Origin of the sequence: Paractinoplanes rishiriensis (assembly GCF_016862375.1) — a bacterium.
Taxonomy (GTDB): Bacteria; Actinomycetota; Actinomycetes; order Mycobacteriales; family Micromonosporaceae; genus Actinoplanes; species Actinoplanes rishiriensis.
The window spans coordinates 149,207-166,242 of the sequence record NZ_BOMV01000005.1; the positions used below are offsets into that span (position 1 = coordinate 149,207).

The window sequence follows — 17,036 nt, forward strand, 5'->3', positions numbered from 1 at the left end:
CATGGTGCGCAGTGGGTGCAGCATCACGCTTTGACTTTCAGCTCTAGCAAGTGCCCGACCCGCAAAACCGTGCTTTCGTCCCCGTGCCGGCCCACCACCTGGACACCGATCGGCAGCGGATCGAGGGCCGCCGGCACCGAGAGCGCGGGCAGGCCGGCCACGTCGAAGATCGAGGTGAGCCGGGTCAGCATCCACTCGATCGGCAGCTGACGGCCGTCCACCTCGACGACCTCCGCACCGATCGGCGGCGCCGGGGCGGGCACGGTGGCGCACAGCAGCACATCGAAGTCGCGCAGGGCGGCGGTCAGCCGGGCCACCCGCGCGGACAGGCGCTTTGCGCCCGCGGCCAGGCGGTCGGCACTCGGGGCGGGCAGGCTCAGGTTCGTGCGAAGATCTTGGCCGTACGCGTCGGGAGCGCGCGCGAAGTCGGCCCGGTGATAGGCGCCCGCCTCGGCCAGCACGATGTCGAACACGTCGTCGACCAGCGAGCCGTCGGCCAGCGAGCCCTCGTCCGGGAACGGGACCTCGTCGACCAGCACGCCGAGGCCGGTCAGCGCGCTCACCCGCCCGGCGAGCGCCGCGCGTACGGCTCCATCGAGAATGGCGTCGAACCAGCCGCGCAGGACCCCCACCCGGAGCCCCGCCGGATCACGATCCACCGGCTCGACCGGCTCCGCCGCCAGCGCGCCCAGCAATAGCGCGGCGTCCGGCACCGTACGGGCGATCGGGCCGGCGTGATCGAGGGACGGCGCCAGCGGCACCACGCCGGTCAGGTCGATGCGGCCGAAGGTGGGCTTGAGGCCGACGCAACCGCAGAGCGCCGCCGGGATCCGCACGCTGCCGCAGGTGTCGGTGCCGACGCCGGCCAGCGCGGTGCGGGCGACCACCGCGGCCGCCGAACCGCCGGACGAGCCGCCCGGGATCCGGTCCGGATCGTGTGGATTGCGGGTTGGTCCGAAATGTGGGTTGTTCGTGGTGCCGCCCCACGCGAACTCGTGCGTGGCATGCTTGCCGAGCAACACCGCACCGGCCGCGTGCAGACGGGAGGCCACCACGCAGTCGGCGGCTGGCACGTGCTCACGGCGCAGTGCCGAGCCCGCGGTCGTCCGGATGCCCGCCGTGTCGAAAAGGTCCTTGAGCCCGATCGGCAGGCCGTGCAGCGGGCCTCGGTAGTGACCGCCGGCGATCTCCCGCTCGGCGCGCCGGGCATCCTCGCGTGCCCGTTCCGCGGTGACGGTGACGTATGCGTTCAGCCCCGGCTCAACATCCAAAATCCGGTCCAGGTACGCCTCCGTCAGGTCGACCGGAGACACCTCCCGGCTCCGCACCGCCGTGGCCGCCGCCACCAGATCCAGCCTGGTCAGGTCCGCATTCGCCATCCCGGTATCACACCCATGCGGTCCGCGAAGGTCAACAACTCGGCGAGGGCGGCCACCGGCTGCGGTGGCGGCGGCACGTCCTCGAACGCGCAGCGCAGCAGGGCCGCGGTCACCCGGGAGCGGCGTACCTGGTCGGGGGTGATGGCACGCCAGCCGGACGGCAGGCCGGCCAGTTCGGCCGGATTCATCGGCAGCAGCGGGAGGCACTCCCGGGCCACCACGCCGACCGGGACCGCACCGGGCCGCTCCAGCACGAACCGGGACCAGTGCCAGGCCCACTCCTCGGCCGGCCAGACGGCGCGCTCCCGGGCCTGCTCGAACAGCCACAACCCGAACTCGGTCCAGGCCGGCCGCTGGTCCGGCACGTCGCGGTGCAGGGCGTGCAGGTGCCCGAACAGCCAGGCCCAGTCGCCAGTGGCCGGGTTGAGCCGGTCGAGCCACGCCGGCCACTCCCCCGGACCCGACGTGGCGACCTCCCGGATCGGCGGGTCGCCGGCCCCCGACCTCGATGTCGGCCGGTGCGGGAAGGGCGCCGCCGGTAGGTGGATTTTCATGGCTCGCTCGGTCGCGACGACCACACCGGTGTTCGCCGCGAGCACCCGGAAATTCTCCTGGTCGGCGGTGCGGAGGTCGTCGGTGGCCACCTCGTGGCCGGCGCGTTCCAGTTCGCGGCGCAGGGCCTTCCACTTCGGCGGTTTCCTCATCCGGTGGGCCTGCACCATGAAGAAGTCGCAGGACCACGGGTCGCCGGCCCGCCACCGCGAGAAATGCGCCTCGACCAGGCCCCAGTCGCGCCACATGTGCAGGTCGCCGTTCGCGTTCTGGGCGAAGGAGGAGTCACAGACCATCAGGTCCGGGTCGTGGTTGGGGGAGAAGCCGTACGCCGTGCCGGTGGCCAGTGCGGCCAGGCAGAGTTCGACGGCTTCGTCGCGGCTCACCGGGTACGGGATGCGCAACGGTCACTCGATCCCGAACGGCGCCGGGTAGCGGACCGTGCCGGCCGGCAGCGGGTGGCCGGGGTCCAGAGCGAGGACCATCAGCGCCTCGTCCGGCACCTCGAAGCTGACCCGGATGCCGTGCCCGGACGCCCGGGAGAAGCCGAACCGCGGGTAGTAGGTGGGGTGGCCGAGCACGACGACGGAGCGCTCCCCCAGGCCGGTGGCGGCCTCGAGGGCGGCGCGGATGGCGGCGGATCCGGCCCCGGTACGCTGCCGGGCCGGCCGGACCGAGCAGGGCGCGAGGGCGAGCGCCGGCGCGTCGCCGATGTGGCAGCGGGTCAGCAGCGCGTAGCCCACGACCAGGCCGTCCGAGCCCACCGCCACGATGGACAACCCGTCGATCCACGCCTGCGGGTCGGCCCGGAGAGCGTCGACCAGGTCAGCCTCCACCGCGGACGGGAACGCCTCGAGGTTGATCTCGCGGATGGACAGGATGTCGTCGCCGGTCTCGGCGCGCGTGGTCCAGGTGTCGGTCATGGTGTCCTTTCGCCACGACCGAGTCTGCCCTACCCGTGGAGCCAGGCGACCGGCGCCGCCCCGTTAAACGCCGCCGGCCGCCTGGAGATCTGGAGTGGTGGCCGCCACCTTTGATCGATGGAGGCCAGTATTTGCCCGCGGGCGTCGTGATGTCAACAACTCCCGGAAATGTTCCGGGAGTTGTCGCCTTCCTTACCCGGATGAATGGGGCGTTAGCCGCGGGCTTTGCCTTCGGGTCCGGTCCTGCGTTGCCGAGAGTTTCGACGCTTCTCGGACCCAGGTATGACTCCGAAGTTCTGACCACGGTCCGATGCGCCCGCCGTGCCGCCACCCGTAGCGTGCCGTGCATGAAGCGAGTCCTGACCGTCCTGGGCGTCGTGCTCGGGGCCTATCTGATCGTGCGGGCCGTCGCCGAGCCGTTCGTCATCGACATGACCGACCCGGCCACCTACCGCCACGACTGGGGCGGCCCCACGCTGGCCGGCGTCCTGCTGGTCCACTGCGGACCGGGTGTGCTGGCGGCACTGCTGATGGTCCGGGCCCAGCGGGTCCGGGCTCAGCGGGTCCGGGCTCAGCGGGTCCGGGCTCAGCGGGTCCGGGCTCAGCGGGTCCGGGCTCAGCGCAAAAAAGAAACGGCCCCGCCGCGAGGACGGGGCCGTTCCAGGAGAAAGCGAGGTGAGTTACCAGACCCGCATGCCGTAGGCGTTGAGCGCCTCGACGACCGGCTGGAAATAGGTCGTGCCACCGGAGGTGCAGTTGCCGCTACCGCCGGAGGTCAGGCCGAGGGCCGTCGAACCGGAGTAGAGCGGGCCGCCGCTGTCACCGGGCTGCGCGCAGACCGTGGTGCGGATCAAGCCGGAGACCGAGCCCTGGGCGTAGTTCACCGTGCTGTTGAGCGCGGTGACCCGGCCGGAGCGGGTGCCGGTGGTGGAGCCGCGACGGTAGACCGTGGCGCCGACCGCGGGGGTGCCGGAGGAGGCGATGTCCTGGGAGCCGACGCCGCCGGTCTTGGTGACCGACGTGTTGGTGTACCGGACGATGCCGTAGTCGTTGCCCGGGAAGCTGGAGCCGGACCGGGTGCCGAGGGTCTGCGAGCCGTTATTCCAGGTCGTCGAGCCGTTGGTGCAGTGGCCGGCGGTCAGGAAGTAGTCGGCGCCCGCGCTGTTGCGCACGTTGAAGCCGAGCGAGCAGCGGCCACCACCGGAGTAGATGGCGTCGCCACCGGAGATGGTGGTGGACAGCGTGCCGGGGGCGCGCTCGATGCGGGCCTTGTCGCCCAGCTTGGCCACGATGGCCTCGACCTTGGCCAGCTTGTCGCCGGTGATCGTGTCGTCCACGGTCACCACGACCTGGTTGGTGATCGGCTCGACCGCGAACGCGGTGCCGGGGACCGTGAGCTCGGCCTTGAGGGCGTTGTCCGCGGCCGCGAGCTCGGCGCCGCTGCGGGCGACGAAGCGCGGCGTGGCGCCGGAGGCCTTGACCGAGGCCGCGGTGGCGGCGTCGGTGACGTTGACGACAACCTTGCCCGAGTCGTCGATGAACGAGCCGGCGGTGCTGGCGCCGAGCTGCGCGTCGATCTTCGAGGCGAGGGCGGAGGGTGCGAACGAGGGGTCGATGCCGGCAAGGGGGGCGGCCGAAGCGGGTGACGCGGCGAGCGCCGAGCCGACGAGCATGGTGGCGGCCAGGCCGACGATCGGTCGGCGCAGCTTCCGGTTGAGCACTTGTTCCTCCCAGGGGGTGGGGGGTACGCCGGTTGGTTCCGGACGTACCGTGCTCATGCAGTATTGAGTGAGCTCGATATAGCCACAAGGTCGGGCGAACGCGCCGACAACACCCAGGAAACCGGCCCTGAACTGGGAAAACACCTGTTCATACCGTTAACTTATGACCGAATCGGGATGAACTAATCGCGGCCTCGGAGGGCAGATCCGAGGGCAGAGAGGCAAATTGCGCCGGCTGCGCGGTCGCGATGGACTGGGCCAGCTGGCGGGCCTGGCTGCGGATCTCCGGGACGGCGGTGGTCTCCCAGCGGGCGCCGCGGCGCAGGGGGCCGATCAGCCAGCGGTTGCCGCGGGGCCGGCCGTCGGCGGCCAGCAGGCGGCCGGCCGCGTCCATGTCCAGGCCCAGGCCGTGTGGGCCGACGCGGGCGTCGCCGGCTTCGATCAGGCCGGCCACGAAGCTGCCGGCCGCGGCGGGCAGGCGGCCGGGGCCGGCGCAGTTGACCACGGCGCCGAACCACTGCACGCCGGCCTCCAGCTCTACCAGCAGGCCGCCGGCCGGGGGTGCGGTCATCGAGCGGATGCCGCCGGCGCGTACCTCGAAGCGGCCCTCCTCGCGCAGGGCGGCCAGCCGGGCGCCGACCGCGGGGGCCATCCGGTGGCGGTGACATTCCCAGGGACGGGCCAGGTGGCGCAGGAACGCCTCCTGCTCGTCGGGGGTGAACGCCACCCACAGGCGGTCGAGCAGCGGTCGCATGCCGTCGACCACGGCGCGCCAGTCGCCCGCCCGGGCCGCCTCGGAGCGCACCCGCCGCACCACGTCGCGCAGCGTGTGGCATTCGTCCAGTGGAGGGCTCGCCGGGGGCGCCGCCACCGCGGTGTGGGTGAGCGGCAACTGGCCGCGGCGGCTCACCGCGGTGATCGGGGCGTCCCGGTGGCCGTCGGCGGTCAGCGTCAGGGCCACGTCGACCGCCGTCAGGCCGGCGCCGACCAGCAGCACCGGCACGTCCGACGGGATCGCCTCCAGCACACCCTGCCGCCACGGGTCGGGGACGTAGTCGGGGTGGTCGGGGCGGGCCGCCGGCTGGGCGGGTGCCGGGTTGCCGGTCGCCACCACCACGTGGTCGGCGCGCACCAGGCCGGCCTCGGTGCGGACACCATTTCCGGTCAGGCCGGTGGCCCGGTGCCGCACCACGTCGAGCCGGTCGCCGTGCTCGCGGGCCGCGGTGTCGAAGACCGAACGCAGGTAGCGGCCGTATTCGGTGCGGGGGCGGAAGTCGTCCGGCGCGCAACTCGCCCAGCGGGTGAAGTGGCCGGGGTCGTCCGGGTGGGCGCTCATCGCGCCGGCCCGCGAGTTGAGCAGGTGCCAGGGGCGGGCCGACCCGTAGGCCAGCCCGCCACCCGGCTCATCCGGCTCGATCAGGACGACCCGGTCGCCGGTACATCGCAGCATCTCGCTGGTGGCCAGCACGCCCGCACAGCCGCCGCCGACCACCGCCACCGTCTTGCCCACGATTGCTCAGGCCTCGCGCACCGCGACGGCGGCGTCGTCGGCCAGCCGGTAACCGAGGCCGTAGACGGTGGTGACCACCTCGGGGTCGTCGAGCTTGGTGCGCAACCGGCTCACGTGCACGTCCACGGTGCGGTTCGTGGTGTGCGTGTGGCCCCAGACCTGGGACAGCAGCTGGCTGCGGCTGAACACCTGGCGCGGGTGCCGGGCCAGGAACAGCAGCAGGTCGTACTCGAGGCGGCTCAGGTCAAGCTGGTCGCCGTTGCGCAGCGCCGTGCGGGCGCGCGGGTCCAGCTGGATGGCGCCGGTCGTCCGCGGCTCGGCGGTGTCGACGGCCACCTCGACCGCGGCACCGGCCAGGTCGACGAGGTCGCGCAGCGCGGCCAGCACGCGGTCCCGGCCGGCGGCGCCGCCGGCGATGCTGATGGTCACGGTCACCGGGGGCTCCGGCGGCAGGTCGGGTACGGGTCGCAGGCGGCGCGGGCGTACGGCGTGCGGATGCGCGACGGCGAGCGCTGACATGGGAGGTCCTCCAATGCGATGCGATGCGAAGCGAGCGATGCGGCGCCTCACAATACATTTCCTATCGGTTAGATAGGTTGTAGCGCGCAGTCTAGCCGGTTCTTTCCCCCAATCGGGGGTTTGATCTCCGTCATCTTAGCCATATCCCCTAGATTTACTAGGATATGGGAACGGCATTGACAGCGGCCACATTCGCGACGGAGGGTGGGATCAGCGGGACCAACCTTCCCACTCTGTGGGCGCCGCTCGTCAGGAGGACCACGTGACTGTCAGCTCCCTCGTGGACGCCGATCTGTTCCGGGCGCTGCTGCGCCGCCACGCCGCTGCCGTCGTGGTCATCACGGCACCCGGCGAGCCGCCGGCCGGATTCACCGCCACCTCGTTCACGTCCGTCTCGCTCGACCCGCCCCTGGTCTCCTTCTGCCTGGCGCACACCGCCTCGGCCTGGCCGGCCGTGTCCGCCGCCGACGTGGTCGCCGTCCACGTGCTGACCGAGGAGCAGGAACACGTCGCCCGCACCTTCGCCACCCACGGCATCGACCGGTTCGCCGCCCACGGCGCCTGGCGGGCAGGCTTCGGCGGGGTGCCGCTGCTGGACGGCGTGCTGGCCCGGATCGTCTGCCGGGTGGTGCGCCGGGTCGAGGCCGGCGACCACAGCATCGTGCTGGCCACCCCGCTGACCGGCAGCCACCACGAGAACCGCAGCGCGACGCCGCTCGTCTACCACGACGGCCGGTACGCGCAGCTGAACCAAGCCGCATAAGAAGCCAAGCAGCGTAGGGAGAGCAATGAGCAAGATCGTTGTGGTGTCCGGCAACCCGCGTCCGGGTTCGCGCACCTCGGTGCTGGCCGTCGCGGTCGGCGAGGCACTGGCCGGGCGCGCCGGTGCGCCGGCGCCCACCGTGATCGAGGTGGGCGAGCTCGGCACCGGTCTGCTGACCCCGGGCGACGAGCCGACCGCCGCCGCGGTGGCCGCGCTGCGCGAGGCCGACGTGCTGGTGATCGCCACCCCGACGTACAAGGGCAGCTACACCGGTGTGCTGAAGGTGCTGCTCGACCAGCTCCCGGCCCAGGCGCTGGCCGGCAAGCGGGCGGTGCCGGTGGTCACCGCCGGGATCGCCCCGCAGGCCGCGGCCGCCGAGGCCCTGCTGCGCCAGTTGCTGACCGAACTGGGCGCGGACGTGCAGGCCGGCCTCCCGGTGGTGGAGGCCGACCTGCCCGAGACCAAAGCCGTCGCCGACCGGTACGCCGAGACCTTCTAGCCCACGATCAGCGTGTAGACCTCACTCGCGGTCCTGCCCCAGGTGTCGGTGAAGGTGACCGTGAAGGTGGCCTCGCCGGCCTCCGGGTAGCCCCAGAGCACGCCGTCCGGCTCCAGCGCCAGCCCGGCGGGCAGCTCGCCGGCGGTCACCGCCCAGCTGCCCGCGCGGTGGTCGGCAACCGTCAGCTGGTGTTCGTAGTACACCTCCGCGTAGGCCTCGGCCAGTGCCGTCGTGCTGATCACCGGGGTGGTCGACTGCACCGTGACGGTCAGCGTCCTGGTGACCGTGTTGGGCACGTAGTCGACGAACCGGACCTGCACGGTGGCGGTGCCCGGCGCGGTCGGGGTGCCGGTGATCGCGCCGGCCGCGGACAGCACCAGGCCCTTCGGCAGGCTGCCGCCGGCCAGGCTCCACGAGCCGCGACGGGCCGCGGTGAGGGCCAGCTTGCCCGAGTACGCCTTGCCGGCCGTGACCGCGATGCCCTTGGTGGCGATGACCGGCGCCGCGGCCGGTGCCGGGGTGAACAGCAGCCGGTTCGGCGAGCCCTTGAGGCCGGTCACCTTGCCGGTGGTGGCCTTGCCGACCAGCACGTTGCGCACCTGCAGCGGGGTGTAGGCCGGGAACGCGTCGAGGACCATCGCGGCCGCCCCGGCCACGTGCGGCGACGCCATCGAGGTGCCGCTGTAGTAGGCGGCCGCCGTGTTGCTGGTCGCCACGCTGGACAGGATGTCCACGCCCGGCGCGAACAGGTCGAGCACGCTGCCGTAGTTGGAGAACGAAGCGCGCCGGTCCTTGCTGTCGGTGGCGCCCACCGTGATGGCCGCGGGCAGCGCCGCCGGGCTGACGTTGCCGGCGTTGACGTTCTCGTTGCCGGCCGCCAGCACGTAGGTGATGCCCGACTTGATCGACTTGGCCACCGCCGCCTCGAGGGTCTTGCTGCGCGAACCGCCCAGGCTCATGTTGGCCACCGCGGGCTTGACCGCGTTCTTGGTGACCCAGTTGATCCCGGCGATCACGTCGGAGAGCGAGCCGGAGCCCTCGCAGTCCAGCACCCGGACCGCCACCAGCTTGACCTTCTTGGCCACGCCGTAGGTGGAACCGCCGATGGTGCCGGCCACGTGCGTGCCGTGCCCGTTGCAGTCGCTCGCCGTCCGGTCGCCGTCGGCGAAGTCGTAGCCGTACGACGCCCGGCCGCCGAACTGCGCGTGGGTGATCCGGACACCGCTGTCGATCACGTACGCGTGCACCGAGGAACCGTCGTCCATCGGGGCGTACGTCTTGGACCGGGTCACCGCCCGCTGGTCGATGCGGTCCAGCCCCCAGGTGGGGTTGGTCTGCCGGTAGGCCGAAAGGCGCACGGTCCGGTCCTGCTCGACCATCAGCACGCCGGTGTGCGCGGCCCGGCGCCGGGCCTGCGGGGCGGTCAACTGCTCGGTGTGCACGCCGTCGGCGGTGGTCACCAGGTACCGGCCGGGGATCGCGCCGGGCTCGGCGGTGCCGAAGACCCGGCCCTCCGCCGCGTGCGCGGGAACCGCCGCGCCGGCCACGGCGATTGCCGTGGCGGTGACCAGTGTGCCGAAGACTCGCATGCGCATGGCCTGGTCGATCGGACGGCATGGGAGCAAGTTGAGACGCCACGCCCCGAGATCACCGAGCGAAACCCGGATGGCAAGTTAAACTGGTCGGTAGCGAAAGGCCGGAGAACCGCCGCCACGGATCTCCGGCCTTTTCCTCGCCCGAAAACAAGCGCCCCGCTCAGGGCGCGGCCCGCCGGTGGGCCAGCAGTGCCAGGCGTACCCGGTTGGGGCTGTTGGTCTTGGTCATCAGTGCCGTGATGTGTGTTTTCACCGTGGTCACGCCGATGTGCAGCCGGTCCGCGATCTCGGTGTTCGACAGCCCCGCGCCGACCAGATCGAGCACGTCCTGCTCGCGCGCGGTCAGGCCGTCGACGGCCTGTGGCTGCCCGGTCGCGCTGGTCACCGCCCGCCGCACCAGCCGCCGCAGCACCTCCTGGCTGAACGGGCTGTCGCCGGCGGCGGCCCGCCGGATGCCGTCCAGCAGTTCGGCCGGCGGCGCGTCCTTGAGCAGGAAGCCGCAGGCACCGGCGGTGAGCGCCGGGTAGAGGTGCTCGTCGTCGCCGAACGTGGTGAGCACCAGCACCCGGGTGGCCGGCCGGGCGGCCAGGATGCGGCTGGTCGCGCTGATCCCGTCGACGCCCGGCATCCGCAGGTCCATCACCACCACGTCCGGGCTGAGCCGCTCGGCCAGGGTGACCGCGTCCCGGCCGTCGCCGGCCTCGCCCACCACCTCGAGGTCGGGCTCGGCGTCGCAGAGCATCCGCAGACCGGCCCGGATCAGCTGCTGGTCGTCGACGAGCAGGACCCGGATCACGAGACCGCCTGGGGCAGCACGGTGCGGACCCGCCAGCCGGTGCCGGCCGGGCCCGCGGTCAGCCGGCCGCCGAGCACCTCGACCCGCTCGCGCATGCCGGTCAGTCCGTGCCCGCCGCCGGGCGGCGGTGCGGCGGTCCGGGGCGCCGAGCCGCCGTCGTCGGAGACCTCCCAGCTCACGGTGCCGTCGTCGACCGCGACCCGGAGCTTGGCCCGGGCCGTGGTGCCGGCGTGTTTCGCCACGTTGGTGAGCGCCTCCTGAGTCAGGCGGAGCACGGCGAGGCCGCGGACCGCGTCGAGCGAGCCGACCGCCTCGTCGATGTCGGCCTCCACGGTAAGGCCGGTGCGCCGGGCCGTGTCGACCGCCGCACCCAGGGCGGCCGGCAGCGCGCCCGGCTCGATCGCGGTGAGCGCCGCGTCGCCGCGCACCCCGGCCGGGTCGCGCAGCACAGCGACCAGCCGGCGCAGGTCGGCCAGCGCCGCCGTCCCGGTGCCGTGCACGTCGTCGAGCACCTCGGCCACCCGCGGGTCGATGCCGGGCAGCACGTGCCGGGCCACCCCGACCCGCAGCACCATCGAGGCCACGTGGTGCGCCACCACGTCGTGCAGTTCGCGCGCGATGGCGCTGCGCTCGTCGGCCCGGGCCGCGCGGCTCTCCGACTCGGTGCGCTGCTGCTCGGCGAGCATCCGCTGCTCGGCCTGCCGGGTGAGTTCCCGGCTGGTGCGCACCATCAGGCCGAACAGCAGCGGCACGCCGATCGGCAGCAGCAGCACGCCGAACAGCGCGGCCGGCAGCGAATGCTCCGACACCCGGATGTCCTGCACCAGGTAGACGCCGAACAGCAGGCCGACGCACAGCCAGATGGTGCGGGTCCGCAGCGCCCACATGGCCACCTCGGCCAGCGCCCAACTCGCGCCCACCTGGTTGATGGTCTGGTCGTCGATGACCGCGAACGCAACCGACAGCAGGCCGACCTGGGACAGCAGGCCGATCACCGGCCAGCGGCACAGGGCCAGCGCGCTGGCGAACGCGAGGACCGCCAGCACCCACTGCGTGCCGGTCGGGTGCCGGCCCTGGTCGCCGCCGAACAGCAGGTAGCACAGGCCGCTCAGGTCGAGCAGCACCATCCGGATCCAGGCGTCCCGCCGGTCGAAAAGGCGTCCCGACCACCCCATGACGATCAGCCTAGGCCCCGGCCACCGGCTGCCACCTCGGGCGAATCGCCAGATAGGCGAGCAACCCGAGCGGCCCGAGCAGGATGGTGAGCAGCAGGATCGGGGCCATCACCAGAGCCGGCACGCCGCGGTCCCGGCTGTCCAGCCAGGACCAGCGGCCCACGAACAGGTCGAACGCGATCATGTGCGCCCAGCCCGCTGCCGCGCCCTCGGCCGTGCCGAGCAGATCCCGTACGCCACTCAGGGTGGGCGACAGCACGGCCGGGAGCACGGTGTCGAGGCTGCCCAGCACCAGCACGCCGTGGACCGCGACCACCGGCACCACGATCAGCGGCGACGCGATGATCCGCCGGGTCCACGACCAGCGCGGCAGCAGGATCATCAGCGCCCAGAACGGCGCGGCCAGCAGGAAGGTGAGCTCGAACAGGAAGCCGGTCACGCTGTGTCCTCCTTAGGCATGCCCTTCTGGCCCTCGCCTCCAGCGCCGTCCGCAGGTGCGGCTGGGTGCCGCTCGGTGCAGGCGGTCACGCCGCCACCGCTGCCTTCCGGCGCAGCACCAGTACAAATCCACCCGCCGAGGCCAGCGCCAGCGCACCGAAGGCGCCGAGGGTCAGGGCGTCCGGTTCCAGCAGCGGCTGCGCGCGCAGGGCCTGCCAGGTCAACAGCATCACGAGTACGGCGTACGCGCCGCCGGCCACCAGGATCAGACGTGCCCGGTGGACCGCGTCCAGGCGCCGGCCGCCGTACCGGGCCAGCAGGAACGCCAGCAGCGGCAGCGCCTGCAGCGCGTGCAGCCCGACGAAGTGCCCGATCCGCAGGTCACCGCCGGTCGTGCTCCAGCCGGTGATCGGCAGGCCGGGGCCGCCGTCCGGCACCCCGACGCTGTGCGCGCCGGTCACACCCTGCATCATCTGCGCCTCCGTCGGCGTCACCATCGGGACGGCGGCCAGCATGCCGAGCAGCGAGACGCCCAGACCGAGCAGGATCGCATACCGGGCCGGCCGGTCCGGTATCCGCTGGATCAGCGCGATCACCCCGATCAGCAGGTGGGCCAGGAACAGCACCAGGATGGAGGTGCCCATCACCGAGAAGAGGACGGCGTTCAGCGGGGTGCTGGCGTTGTAGTGGCTGGTGGTGCCGCGGGCGGCCTGGACCACGATGATCGCCATCTCGACGAAGGAGACGGCCACGATGATCACGGCGGCGATCTCGGCGAGCCGGCTGCGGCGCGGCAGCACCGACAGCATCCAGGCCAGGGTGAACGCGTACAGCACGAACGAGACGGCGAACTTCCAGGGCTTGAGCCAGATCGGGGCCCCGGTGAGGATGCGGGCGTCGGCGAACACGCCGACCGTGGTGACGAGGGCCAGCACGACCATCGCCCCGGTGAGCACGAGGAGCGGCTTGTGCCAGCGGATGACCGCGCGTGCATCGATGGTTGTCATATCCGCAGCCTGCCGCCGCGGAAAGGTCGAATCTTCGGTCCGCGGGCCGCACTCGCGGCCTCCGGTCCGAGCCGGTCTCCTACCCAGGGTGGAGATGTTCCCCCTAGGACCGCGGTTACGCTCGGTCGATGGAGATCGCCGGCCTCGTGCTCGCGGCGGGAGCCGGCCGGCGCTACGGGATGCCGAAGGCGCTGGTCGCGTACGGCAAAAAGCTCTTGGTGCAGCACGCGGCCGAAACGTTGCGGGAAGCCGGTGTGACCCGCCGCCTGGTGGTGCTCGGCGCGCAGGCCGAGCGGGTGCGCGAGGCCGCGCCCGACCTGCCGGACACGGTGCTCAACCCGGACTGGGCGACCGGCATGGCGTCCTCGCTGCGCGCCGGGCTGGAGGCGCTGACCGGCACGCCGGCCATCGCCGTGGTGGTCCTTCTGGTCGACATGCCCGCGGTCACTTCCGAGGCGGTACGCCGGGTGGCCGCGCTCGGCGCCCCGGACGCGCTCGCGATGGGCGGGTACGGCGACCGGCGCGGTCATCCGGTGCTGCTCGGCCGCAACCACTGGCCCGGCGTGATGGCTACCGCGACCGGTGACCGGGGCGCCCGCGACTACCTGCGCGCACACGCCGCCCAGGTGCGCGTGGTGCCGGTGGGCGACGTGGCCGACGACGCCGACCTCGACGTCAGGCCAGATGCCGGCCCGTAGATCAGGGTCGAGTCCGGGACTTACCGGATTAATCCCGGGCTGCCCGCACACCAGGATCAACGGCATGAAGGCACTTCTCGCGTTGCTGCTGATCATGCCGCCGCCGGTGACCGCGCCCGACTGGGTGACCTGCGGGACCGCGGAATGCACCACGCTCACCGTGCCGGTGGACTGGTCCCGGCCGAACGGCGAGACGGTGGGAATCCCGGTCGCCCGGCGCGCCGCTCCCGATCCCGCCAAACGAATAGGAACGCTGGTGTTCCTGCCGGGCGGGCCGTGGGACTCGGGCGTGCAGCGGGTGCGGGACGGCTACCGGCGGTTCAGCGACACCCTGCTGGACCGGTTCGACATCGTCAGCCTCGACCCGCGCGGCTCGCGCTGCGAACCCGGCCCGCCGCCGCTGCTGACCAGCCAGGCCGACTTCGACGCCGCGCTGGCCCACAACCGCGCGCTGTGGCAGACCTGCGCTGGCGGGGTGTGGCGGCACGCCGACATGCTCAGCAACGTCCGCGACCTGGAGGCGCTGCGGATCGCGCTCGGCGAACGGCAGCTCAGTTTCCACGGCAGCTCGTACGGCACGCTGCTGGGTCAGCAGTACGCCGAGCGCTATCCCGGGCGGGTGCGGGCCATGGTCCTGGAAAGCGTCGTCGACCACAGCCCCGCGCCGTTCCTCCCCACGCAGGCGGCGGCGTATGAGGACGCCTTCGACCACTTCGCCGACTGGTGCGCGGCCGACACGTCGTGCGCGCTGCATGGCCGGGACGTCCGGCAGGTGTGGCGTGGCCTGCGCGACTTCGACCTGGTGGCGGTCACCCTCAAGTTCCTGCGGGACGCCGCGTACGGCCCGCTCGCCGGGTATCTGCGCGACGTGGCGGGTGGGGCGCCGCCGATCCGGGTGCCGAGCCTCGGCGTGGTGACCCCGGCGTTCTGTGCTGATTGGTCGCTGCCGGTCGCTGACTTCGCCGATTACCAGCGGCAGCTGCGCCAAGCTGCGCGAGTCGCACCGGACACCGGCTATCCGGCGCAGGTCTTCGCGCTGACCATGTGTCTCGGGTGGGGCAAGGTGGCCAACCCGCAGCGTCCGGTACGGGTGCGCACCGAGATCCCGCTGTTGCTGGTCAACTCCCGGCACGACCCGGCGACGGGGTGGGAGGGTGCCCGCAATGTGGAGCGCCAGCTGGGCCGGCACGGGGTGCTGGTGACGTACGAGGGTGCGGGGCACGGCGCGTACACCCTCAGCGATTGCATCAAGCGGACCGTCGACGATTATCTGGTGTCGCGCACCGTGCCGGCGCGCGGAACGACCTGCTAGCGCCGCACGTCGCCGCCGGTCAGCGCCGCCAGTTCGGTCCGGTCGGGCAGGCCCTCGCAGTCGCCGGGAACGGTCACCGCGAACGCCCCCACCGCGATCGCCGTGGCCAGGCGCTGCTCCGGCGGCTCCCCCGCCAGCCGGTCGGCCAGATATCCGGCGACGAACGCGTCACCCGCACCGACCGGGTCGACCACGGTCACCGGCAGCGCCGCCACCGCGTGCCGCCGACCCGCGATCCGGGCGACACAGCCCCGGCCGCCGTCCTTGACGATCACCTCGGCCGGGCCCAGCTTGGCCAGGCCGTCCAGCGGATCGTCGTCGTCGATGAACAGGGCCGCCTCGTCGGGGCTGGCGAACACGATGTCGGCGCGGGTGACCAGGTCGCGCAGCACCGGGGCGGCCTCGAAGCGGGACCACAGCTTGCCGCGGTAGTTGACGTCGACCGAGACCGGGACGCCGGCCGCGCGCGCCGTCTCTACTGCCTGGAAGACCGTGGCCCGGCAGGACTCGCTCAGCGCCGGGGTGACGCCGGTGACGTGCAGGACGCCGGCGCCGCGCAACTCGGCCACCGGCAGGTCGGCGGGCATCAGCCGGGAGCCGGCGCTGCCCTGGCGGTGATAGTCCACATGGGTGAACTCGGCGGAGCGCCGGTGCCGGACCATGAGGCCGGTGAACGCGTCGTCGGAGATGGCCAGGGCGCGCACCCCGGCGGCCTCGATCCGGCCGGTGATCAGGCTGCCGGTCGCGTCCCGGCCGACCCGGCCCAGCCAGGTGGCCGGAGCGCCGAGGCGGGCCGCGCCGATGGCCACGTTGCTCTCGGCGCCGCAGATGCCGTACGAGAAGCTGCGGGCGTACCCGAGTGGGCCGATGCTGTCCGCGGCGACCAGGCCCATCGTCTCGCCGAAGGTGAACAGGTAGGTCATGAGCGGGCGAACTGCACCGCGGCTACCGCGTGGCGGGCCCGGGCGCCCAGGGCGGCCAGGCTGCCGCCGCTGGCCGCGTCGCCGATCAGCGGGGCGCCGAGACCGACCGCCTTGGCGCCGGCCGCCAGCCAGTCGGAGATGTCGTCGAGCGCGATGCCGCCGGTCGGCATGACGTTGACCTGCGGAAGCGGGCCGCGCACGCTGCGCAGGAAGCCGGTGCCGAGGCTGGCCGCCGGGAACAGCTTGACCAGCGGGGCGCCGGCCTGGTGGGCCGCGTACATCTCGGTGGGGGTCGCGGTGCCCGGATAGAACGGGACCGGCGACGAGGCCACCAGCTCGGTGTCGATCACCGGCGAGATCAGGAACTCGGCACCGGCGTCCACCGCGGCCTTCACGTCGTCGGCGGTCAGCACGGTGCCGGCGCCGACCGCCACCGACGCGGGCAGCTGGCGGCGCAGGCCGGCGATGGCGTCGACCGCGCCGCGCGAGGTCAGCGTGACCTCGAGCGCGGTGACCCCGGATTCGACCAGGACCTCGGCCACCGAGGCGAAACTGTCGGCCGTGGGTGCGCGCAGGATCGCGATGATCCCGCTGCGCACGACGGCCGCGGACACATCATCGAGCTTCTTAACGGTCACGATTTCGATCCTGCCCGATATCGCCAAGATCATCCACTGCCGATCCACGACCTGGACGGCGCAGCAGCGTCCGGGCCCGGTCGCGCAGGTGCCCGTTGAGCAGGGCACCCCGCGGCGGCGGCAGGACGTCGATGGACAACTCCTCGCGGATCGACGCCTCCAGTTGCTGCATCACCAGCGGCACCTGGGCCAGCAGCTCGCGGAAGTGGATCTGCGGCTGCACGCCGCGCACCGCGGTCGGGTTCATCTCGCCGTGCAACTTGTGCAGCAGCACGTGGACCGCCAGGGCCTCGCTGCGCACCGGGCCCGACGCGAGCAGGCGCACCTGCATGAGGGCCGGACCGACCTCCTCGATGTAGCTCTGCGCCGGGCCCGGTTCCTCCTCGGCGTCGAAGGCGGAGCGCAGGCGGTAGGTCACCCGTTCGAAGATCGCGAGCAGTTCCACGTACGCGGTCTTGCGCTCGTCGTACCAGCGACTGCGGCGGACGGTCAGCAGCCGGGCCGCGACGGCACCGGCCAGGGCGAACACGGCGGCGAGGAGGGGCAGCCCCCACCACGGGATCTGGGACACGCGGATAACCGTAGCGA

The 17,036-nt window shown here is 72.6% G+C and carries 18 protein-coding genes; 4 read left to right on the forward strand and 14 right to left on the reverse strand.

What is annotated here, in order from left to right:
* Positions 1-23: 23 nt before the first annotated feature.
* The 6 genes from Ari01nite_RS02690 to Ari01nite_RS02715 form a co-directional block, all read right to left on the reverse strand.
* A complete protein-coding gene (locus Ari01nite_RS02690; RefSeq protein WP_203778918.1) occupies positions 24-1,379 on the reverse strand; it encodes an amidase in 1,356 nt (451 codons plus the stop codon).
* The gene (locus Ari01nite_RS02695; RefSeq protein ID WP_203778919.1) at positions 1,361-2,317 is read right to left on the reverse strand and encodes a hypothetical protein; all 957 of its coding nucleotides are present in this window, start codon (positions 2,315-2,317) and stop codon (positions 1,361-1,363) included. Before Ari01nite_RS02695 ends, Ari01nite_RS02690 begins: the two co-directional genes overlap by 19 nt.
* Before the next feature lie 21 nt (positions 2,318-2,338).
* On the reverse strand, positions 2,339-2,854 hold the full coding sequence (locus tag Ari01nite_RS02700; protein WP_203778920.1) for a GNAT family N-acetyltransferase: 516 nt from the start codon (positions 2,852-2,854) through the stop codon (positions 2,339-2,341).
* Positions 2,855-3,534: 680 nt separating this feature from the next.
* Positions 3,535-4,575 carry a S1 family peptidase gene (locus tag Ari01nite_RS02705; protein ID WP_239162424.1) on the reverse strand — a complete coding sequence of 347 codons (1,041 nt, stop codon included), beginning with the start codon at positions 4,573-4,575 and terminating at the stop codon, positions 3,535-3,537.
* Positions 4,576-4,723: 148 nt separating this feature from the next.
* Positions 4,724-6,085 carry an FAD/NAD(P)-binding protein gene (locus tag Ari01nite_RS02710; RefSeq protein ID WP_239162425.1) on the reverse strand — a complete coding sequence of 454 codons (1,362 nt, stop codon included), beginning with the start codon at positions 6,083-6,085 and terminating at the stop codon, positions 4,724-4,726.
* Between the two features lie 6 nt (positions 6,086-6,091).
* Positions 6,092-6,604, reverse strand: coding sequence for a winged helix-turn-helix domain-containing protein (locus Ari01nite_RS02715; protein WP_203778922.1), 513 nt, complete (start codon positions 6,602-6,604; stop codon positions 6,092-6,094).
* Positions 6,605-6,866: 262 nt separating this feature from the next.
* Here Ari01nite_RS02715 and Ari01nite_RS02720 point away from each other — a divergent pair, with 262 nt between their 5' ends.
* Positions 6,867-7,367: a flavin reductase family protein gene (locus Ari01nite_RS02720; RefSeq protein ID WP_203778923.1), complete on the forward strand. Its 501-nt coding sequence runs from the start codon at positions 6,867-6,869 to the stop codon at positions 7,365-7,367.
* Positions 7,368-7,392: 25 nt separating this feature from the next.
* Positions 7,393-7,866 (forward strand): NADPH-dependent FMN reductase, encoded by a 474-nt coding sequence (locus tag Ari01nite_RS02725; protein ID WP_203778924.1) that lies wholly within the window; start codon positions 7,393-7,395, stop codon positions 7,864-7,866.
* On the opposite strand, the gene Ari01nite_RS02730 is transcribed toward Ari01nite_RS02725, so the two are convergent.
* The 5 genes from Ari01nite_RS02730 to Ari01nite_RS02750 all read right to left on the reverse strand — a co-directional run bounded on the left by Ari01nite_RS02730 (position 7,863) and on the right by Ari01nite_RS02750 (position 12,877).
* A complete protein-coding gene (locus Ari01nite_RS02730; protein ID WP_203778925.1) occupies positions 7,863-9,461 on the reverse strand; it encodes a S8 family serine peptidase in 1,599 nt (532 codons plus the stop codon). The genes Ari01nite_RS02725 and Ari01nite_RS02730 overlap by 4 nt on opposite strands.
* A gap of 160 nt (positions 9,462-9,621) precedes the next feature.
* Positions 9,622-10,257, reverse strand: a complete 636-nt coding sequence (locus Ari01nite_RS02735; RefSeq protein WP_203778926.1) for a response regulator transcription factor — start codon at positions 10,255-10,257, stop codon at positions 9,622-9,624.
* Positions 10,254-11,432, reverse strand: coding sequence for a sensor histidine kinase (locus Ari01nite_RS02740; RefSeq protein ID WP_203778927.1), 1,179 nt, complete (start codon positions 11,430-11,432; stop codon positions 10,254-10,256). Before Ari01nite_RS02740 ends, Ari01nite_RS02735 begins: the two co-directional genes overlap by 4 nt.
* Before the next feature lie 10 nt (positions 11,433-11,442).
* The gene (locus Ari01nite_RS02745; RefSeq protein ID WP_203778928.1) at positions 11,443-11,871 is read right to left on the reverse strand and encodes an ABA4-like family protein; all 429 of its coding nucleotides are present in this window, start codon (positions 11,869-11,871) and stop codon (positions 11,443-11,445) included.
* Positions 11,872-11,956: 85 nt separating this feature from the next.
* Positions 11,957-12,877 carry a hypothetical protein gene (locus Ari01nite_RS02750; RefSeq protein ID WP_203778929.1) on the reverse strand — a complete coding sequence of 307 codons (921 nt, stop codon included), beginning with the start codon at positions 12,875-12,877 and terminating at the stop codon, positions 11,957-11,959.
* A gap of 128 nt (positions 12,878-13,005) precedes the next feature.
* Between Ari01nite_RS02750 and Ari01nite_RS02755 the strand changes: the two genes are divergently transcribed.
* Positions 13,006-13,575: a nucleotidyltransferase family protein gene (locus tag Ari01nite_RS02755; RefSeq protein WP_203778930.1), complete on the forward strand. Its 570-nt coding sequence runs from the start codon at positions 13,006-13,008 to the stop codon at positions 13,573-13,575.
* Between the two features lie 64 nt (positions 13,576-13,639).
* Positions 13,640-14,887, forward strand: coding sequence for an alpha/beta hydrolase (locus tag Ari01nite_RS02760; protein WP_203778931.1), 1,248 nt, complete (start codon positions 13,640-13,642; stop codon positions 14,885-14,887).
* Here Ari01nite_RS02760 and Ari01nite_RS02765 read toward each other — a convergent pair.
* Genes Ari01nite_RS02765 through Ari01nite_RS02775 form a run of 3 tightly spaced genes read right to left on the reverse strand, consistent with a single transcriptional unit; the run spans position 14,884 to position 17,019 of the window.
* Positions 14,884-15,810 carry a sugar kinase gene (locus Ari01nite_RS02765; RefSeq protein ID WP_203778932.1) on the reverse strand — a complete coding sequence of 309 codons (927 nt, stop codon included), beginning with the start codon at positions 15,808-15,810 and terminating at the stop codon, positions 14,884-14,886. The two genes, Ari01nite_RS02760 and Ari01nite_RS02765, sit on opposite strands and share 4 nt — an antisense overlap.
* Positions 15,807-16,448, reverse strand: coding sequence for a bifunctional 4-hydroxy-2-oxoglutarate aldolase/2-dehydro-3-deoxy-phosphogluconate aldolase (locus tag Ari01nite_RS02770; RefSeq protein ID WP_239162426.1), 642 nt, complete (start codon positions 16,446-16,448; stop codon positions 15,807-15,809). Before Ari01nite_RS02770 ends, Ari01nite_RS02765 begins: the two co-directional genes overlap by 4 nt.
* Positions 16,438-17,019 (reverse strand): hypothetical protein, encoded by a 582-nt coding sequence (locus Ari01nite_RS02775; protein ID WP_203778934.1) that lies wholly within the window; start codon positions 17,017-17,019, stop codon positions 16,438-16,440. The genes Ari01nite_RS02770 and Ari01nite_RS02775 overlap by 11 nt, the downstream gene beginning before the upstream one ends.
* Positions 17,020-17,036 lie beyond the last annotated feature (17 nt).

Excerpts from the sequence above, each read along its gene's own strand:
- Ari01nite_RS02700 (WP_203778920.1), bottom strand. The coding sequence starts at position 2,854 with ATGACCGACACCTGGACCACGCGCGCCGAGACCGGCGACGACATCCTG.
- Ari01nite_RS02725 (WP_203778924.1), top strand. The coding sequence starts at position 7,393 with ATGAGCAAGATCGTTGTGGTGTCCGGCAACCCGCGTCCGGGTTCGCGC.
- Ari01nite_RS02755 (WP_203778930.1), top strand. The coding sequence starts at position 13,006 with ATGGAGATCGCCGGCCTCGTGCTCGCGGCGGGAGCCGGCCGGCGCTAC.
- Ari01nite_RS02740 (WP_203778927.1), bottom strand. The coding sequence starts at position 11,432 with ATGGGGTGGTCGGGACGCCTTTTCGACCGGCGGGACGCCTGGATCCGG.
- Ari01nite_RS02690 (WP_203778918.1), bottom strand. The coding sequence starts at position 1,379 with ATGGCGAATGCGGACCTGACCAGGCTGGATCTGGTGGCGGCGGCCACG.
- Ari01nite_RS02750 (WP_203778929.1), bottom strand. The coding sequence starts at position 12,877 with ATGACAACCATCGATGCACGCGCGGTCATCCGCTGGCACAAGCCGCTC.
- Ari01nite_RS02730 (WP_203778925.1), bottom strand. The coding sequence starts at position 9,461 with ATGCGCATGCGAGTCTTCGGCACACTGGTCACCGCCACGGCAATCGCC.
- Ari01nite_RS02760 (WP_203778931.1), top strand. The coding sequence starts at position 13,640 with ATGAAGGCACTTCTCGCGTTGCTGCTGATCATGCCGCCGCCGGTGACC.
- Ari01nite_RS02765 (WP_203778932.1), bottom strand. The coding sequence starts at position 15,810 with ATGACCTACCTGTTCACCTTCGGCGAGACGATGGGCCTGGTCGCCGCG.
- Ari01nite_RS02715 (WP_203778922.1), bottom strand. The coding sequence starts at position 6,604 with ATGTCAGCGCTCGCCGTCGCGCATCCGCACGCCGTACGCCCGCGCCGC.